The following is a 4,470-nucleotide window of genomic DNA, read 5'->3' as shown; positions in this document are numbered from 1 at the left end:
GAGGGGGAGGGCGCGGAAGGCTCGCGCAGAGGCCGGAGCGGCTCCTCATGAGCTCGTGAACCGGTCCGTAGCAGAGCTTCACACCGACCTGCCCCTGGAGATCGAGGCGAAGCGCCAGGAGCTCGCCGAGCTCAAAGAAAAAATCCTGAAAAACGAGGTTCGGGCCGAAAAGGCCAGAGCGAAGGCCGAGCAAGACGAGGATCGTGCAGAAAAGGCTCTGAAAAACGCCGAGATCTACGAACGTCGGGCGTCAGAAGCCGAGGGGAAGGTCGAAGGGCTGGAGGCTCAGATCATAGCTCTGGAGAGGGTCGAGGCAGCGAAGGGTGCTGCTGAAGCGGCGCGGGACCAGGCCCTAGAGGCGCAAAAAGGCGCGGAGAGCCGCGCAGAGGCGGCTGAGAGCCGCATGAAGGACCTGGAGACGGGTGGGGTAGCCGCGATCAATGAAGCCGCCTCAGTGGCCGCTCAGGCGGCCGCAGCGGTGATTACGGGGGGGCTGTATCAGAACGATCAGGGAAAGTGGAAAGTCGGGGAGGGCTCTCCCTCAGCTGAGCGCCTCAAGCCACTCTGGAAACACCTGCGCCCTGCCCTGGAGTGGGTTGCGCTCTGGTGGGACGATGTGCGGGGCAAGGTCACTGCTCTGCCAGAGCCAGAGCAGCAAGCGTTCTTCAAAGAGGTCCCACCTGATGAGATCGAAGAGGAACCCGCGCCTTGAGGCGGCAGGTGCCGGTGACCCCTCGCACTGATCCACTCTCAGCAATCAGGCATTAGCCAGAAGCTCCGGCCTCAGGCTTCTGGGCGCTACCGCGCCACCAGAACCCCCTTCGTGTCCCGTCAGTGTCCAGTGTCAGTGTCAGTGTCTGTTCCTTCCCCTGACACTGGACACTGACACTGTAGGCCAAAAGTGGACACGCCGGAGGGTAAAAGTGGACACGCCGGAGGGTAAAAGTGGACACGCCGGAGTGTATGAGTGGACACGCCGGAGTGTATGAGTGGACACGCCGGAGGGGTGTGTGGACACATTGACTGTGGACATAGTTAATGTGTAACGTCCACTTATGGAACAAATCGCCGTGTCATCTGCCGCTCTTGCCCTTCGGGCCGAAAAGCCGCTCACCCCGGCCATGGTCTCCGCGCTGTGGGAGATTGCTGCCATCCTCGATGAGGAGCGCGTCCCCGCCAATGTGCCGAACGCGGTCTGGCTGACGATCCCGACCACACGCCTGCGCGGCCCGGAAGCCCGCCCGGACAATGTCTGGCTGCGTGAGTGTCTTGAGCGGATGACAGGCCTCAAACTGACGGGCCAGCACCGAGGCGGTGAATGGGGTGCTGTGTTGGTGGCTGAGTGGCACATCACCGAGGGCGGCAGCAAAGCCCGCATCCTGATTCCGCCCGCCGGCGTCCACGCCCTACGCAGCCCCGGCAACTTCGTAAAGATCGAGACCACGGCGGCGCATCGCCTGCCGCCTCACGCCCGTCGGCTCTACGCCTTACTGGCAGACCGCAAGCGCCAGCGCGAACCCTATGCCCAATGGGGCCTGGACAACTTGCGCGGCCTGCTCGGAGTCGATGACAAGCGGTCCTATGATGTATGGGCGCAGCTGGCAAAGCGCGTCCTCACACCGGCCGTTGAGGCAATCAATGACTACGGGACTGTGCGTGTGAAGATGACCCCCGTGAAATCAGGTCGATCGGTCGCCGCTGTCCGCTTCGACTGGCAATGGAAAGACCCGCACGAGGCCACCGAGACCGTGGCCGAGAATGAGCGTCACAGCGCGGCCCGACGCAAGGAACAGGCATCGAACGGCGCTCCGCCAATCATCGAGGACGAGGAGCAGACCGAACCCGCGCTGACATGGTGGGGCAAGCTCCGCAATGCCGAGCGGGAGGAATGGGCGGATCGTGTGGGCCGCGTACTGCGAACAGAAGGCCCGGGCGGTAAGATATTCACGGCACCACGCCGAGAGGCCGACATTGCCCGCGAAGCATTTGCCGAACACTCGGAACGACCAAAATGACGCGGCGCGGAACTATGTCGGAACTTTCTCTGACACAGGCAGCGAAGATCGCAGGAAAGAGCAAGTCCACGATCAACAGAGCCATTAAATCAGGGAAACTGAGCGCGATACGCCGTGATGATGGCAGCTATTCGATAGACGGGGCAGAACTGACGCGGGCATTCCACATCGGAACCCCACTAGGCTCCGAATGGGTCAGTGCGGTACCGTCAACGGAACAGGTTAGAACCGCCACTCTGGAGGCCGAGAATGCTGCGCTACGGGCGGCGCTCGACCGGGAACGCGAAGCTCTGGACGAAGTGCGGGCCGACCGGGACGCATGGAAGCAACAAGCAACCGCCCTGCTGGCCGCGCCATCGAGGCGCCGACGCTGGTGGCCATGGTGAAGATGACAAGACCGACCGCCTACAGGACGCTGTAGCGAAATTCGGCCAAAACTTCGCCTTAGCGTAGGATTCGGCCCCATCCATCCGGCATCAGACCCCATTCAGGGTGATTTTGAGGTCTTTGGAACCGTCTCGGCGCCTCTCAATCCCCGAACGGCCAACGGTGATGTAAGTATGGTTTTCCTTGGATAAACTTCCGAAAAGCTGCCATAGGATCATGGCTGTACTTTGGAGAATCCCTGGATGCGCCTGTTTGCGGCTTCCTTTGCAGCGTTGATCGCTGCGTCTGGCACCGCTTCGGCACAGTCCGTTCTTGAGCGTGTACTCGAACAGATCGACGGTGCATCCAACCTCGCTCGGATCAACGGAACGTATGCGAACATTGCTGAGAGCACTCTGCTAAGCGAAACTAGGTCGAGAAATATCGTGGAGGATGTGTCCTCAGATTTCACCACAGCAGATCCGGGAACGATAGTCGCAACTATATCGGATGGGAACGGGAACTCTTACGACATTCCCCGGAGTGCCTTTCCGGATACAGGCCAAATTCCCCTGATGGCCGCAGCCACAGGCCTGACAGACCATCTCATCCTGCATTCGGATGGGCGCATAGACCCGGTCGATGCAAACTATAGTCCAGACACTTATTCGTTGGTTGGTATCAACGGGGTTTTAATTGATCAGGTCATTGACCAGGACACTACGAGTATCAATGGGTTAGTGTATCTGGAGTTGAATGTGACAAGCATAGATACATATCAGGCCCCCATTTTTACCACCATCGACGGTTCTATCAACAACGTGCTTGTTGGGGTGGACGGCTCGACGCAGGAGGCGCTTGCGGGGCTGACGTCTGCGACGGAATGGGAGATGCCGACGCTTGACTTTGGCGACATGGCCACGACAGCGCTCGGTGCCGTGAACACGGGTGAGATCACGCTTGGGGTGAACTCTGCTGTGGATGAGGCAGGCACCACGACCACCCGGGCGATCTCGGCCGCTGTGGCGCAGATTGGTGGGGCTGCCGATACGGGCGCGCTGGTGCTCAACGTGGCGCATAATGCCTCGGCGGTGAACGGGTCGATCAACAACGTGCTTGACCAGGTCAATGGGTCGATCGGCAACCTGTCCACCACGGCTCTTGGCGCTGTGAACACCGGCACGATCGTGTCGGGTGTCGATGCCGCTGTACAGGGTATCGTCGGTATGTCCGGACAGGCGTCGTCAGGGCTATAAGCCGTCCCGGAACCTGTCCGGGACCAAGGCAAACGGAGTGCGCAGCCGGGGTTTCGAAAGGGGCTGAGGTCCCTTCGGTTGGGAGTTTCGAAAGAGGGGCGCAGCAGCCCTCTTCGCCGGATAGGAGATAACGCAGTTATGTCCTAGTAGGTTAGACCTTACGAGGGCTATCCTCTCCGCGCGCGAAATGTACGAACCGGCGGTTTAGGTTTTTTCACGCCCTGCGGTGATCATGATGGAAACAGGAGTTTCCATCATGACCCTCACACACCTCAAGGATGACGAACGCAAGGCAAACTCCAGGGCCGCTATGGTCCGGGTCGAGATCCGGGACGCCCAAGGATACGCCAATCAAAGGCGCCATGATTTGCGCATCGGAGCGCAGCCGGCCTACGTCAATCCGGACCCGCCTGAGCCCAACCGGGTCTTCATCCAACCCATGACCTCCGCAGAGCTGAAGAGGCTCGCCAAAGAGCGCAGGGACCAGCGGGACATGGCCCGGGCGATGAAGAGCAACGCCGGGATCGCAGTCGCTGGCATCATCGGCTTCGGAGTCGAAGCGCAGAAGATGTTCGAGGCTCTGGGTCCAGATGGGCAGGAGAAGGCCCTGAGAGCCGCTGTAGAGCGCATGGCAGCCGATCTTAGGACCTCAGTGTCTGGTCTGGTTCTCCACCTTGATGAGACCGCCAAGCACGCGCATTTCAGCCTCTGCGGCTATGACGTCGACGGACAGCCCCTATCCACCCATATGGGGCGTGGGGTCCTCAGGGACCTACAGACGGCCCTCCACGAGGCCCTACAGGCCTTCATGCCCGATCTGGAGAGGGGGAGGG

4 protein-coding genes are annotated in these 4,470 nt (G+C 60.6%); all 4 read left to right on the top strand.

Annotated elements, in window-relative coordinates:
* Positions 1-712 (top strand): hypothetical protein (locus D8Z78_RS24810; protein WP_420824342.1); only part of this gene is annotated, 712 nt, incomplete at its 5' end.
* Positions 713-1,055: 343 nt separating this feature from the next.
* Positions 1,056-2,015 (top strand): replication initiation protein, encoded by a 960-nt coding sequence (locus D8Z78_RS24205; RefSeq protein WP_121634702.1) that lies wholly within the window; start codon positions 1,056-1,058, stop codon positions 2,013-2,015.
* Between the two features lie 629 nt (positions 2,016-2,644).
* Positions 2,645-3,637, top strand: coding sequence for a hypothetical protein (locus tag D8Z78_RS24200; protein WP_121634704.1), 993 nt, complete (start codon positions 2,645-2,647; stop codon positions 3,635-3,637).
* A 256-nt stretch (positions 3,638-3,893) separates the two neighbouring features.
* The coding region (locus D8Z78_RS24195) for a plasmid recombination protein (protein ID WP_164933089.1) at positions 3,894-4,470 on the top strand (577 nt) is incomplete at its 3' end.

Origin of the sequence: Tropicibacter alexandrii (genome assembly GCF_003667315.2) — a bacterium.
GTDB classification, from domain to species: Bacteria; Pseudomonadota; Alphaproteobacteria; order Rhodobacterales; family Rhodobacteraceae; genus Tropicibacter; species Tropicibacter alexandrii.
This window is presented reverse-complemented; position numbering and strand designations above follow the sequence as displayed.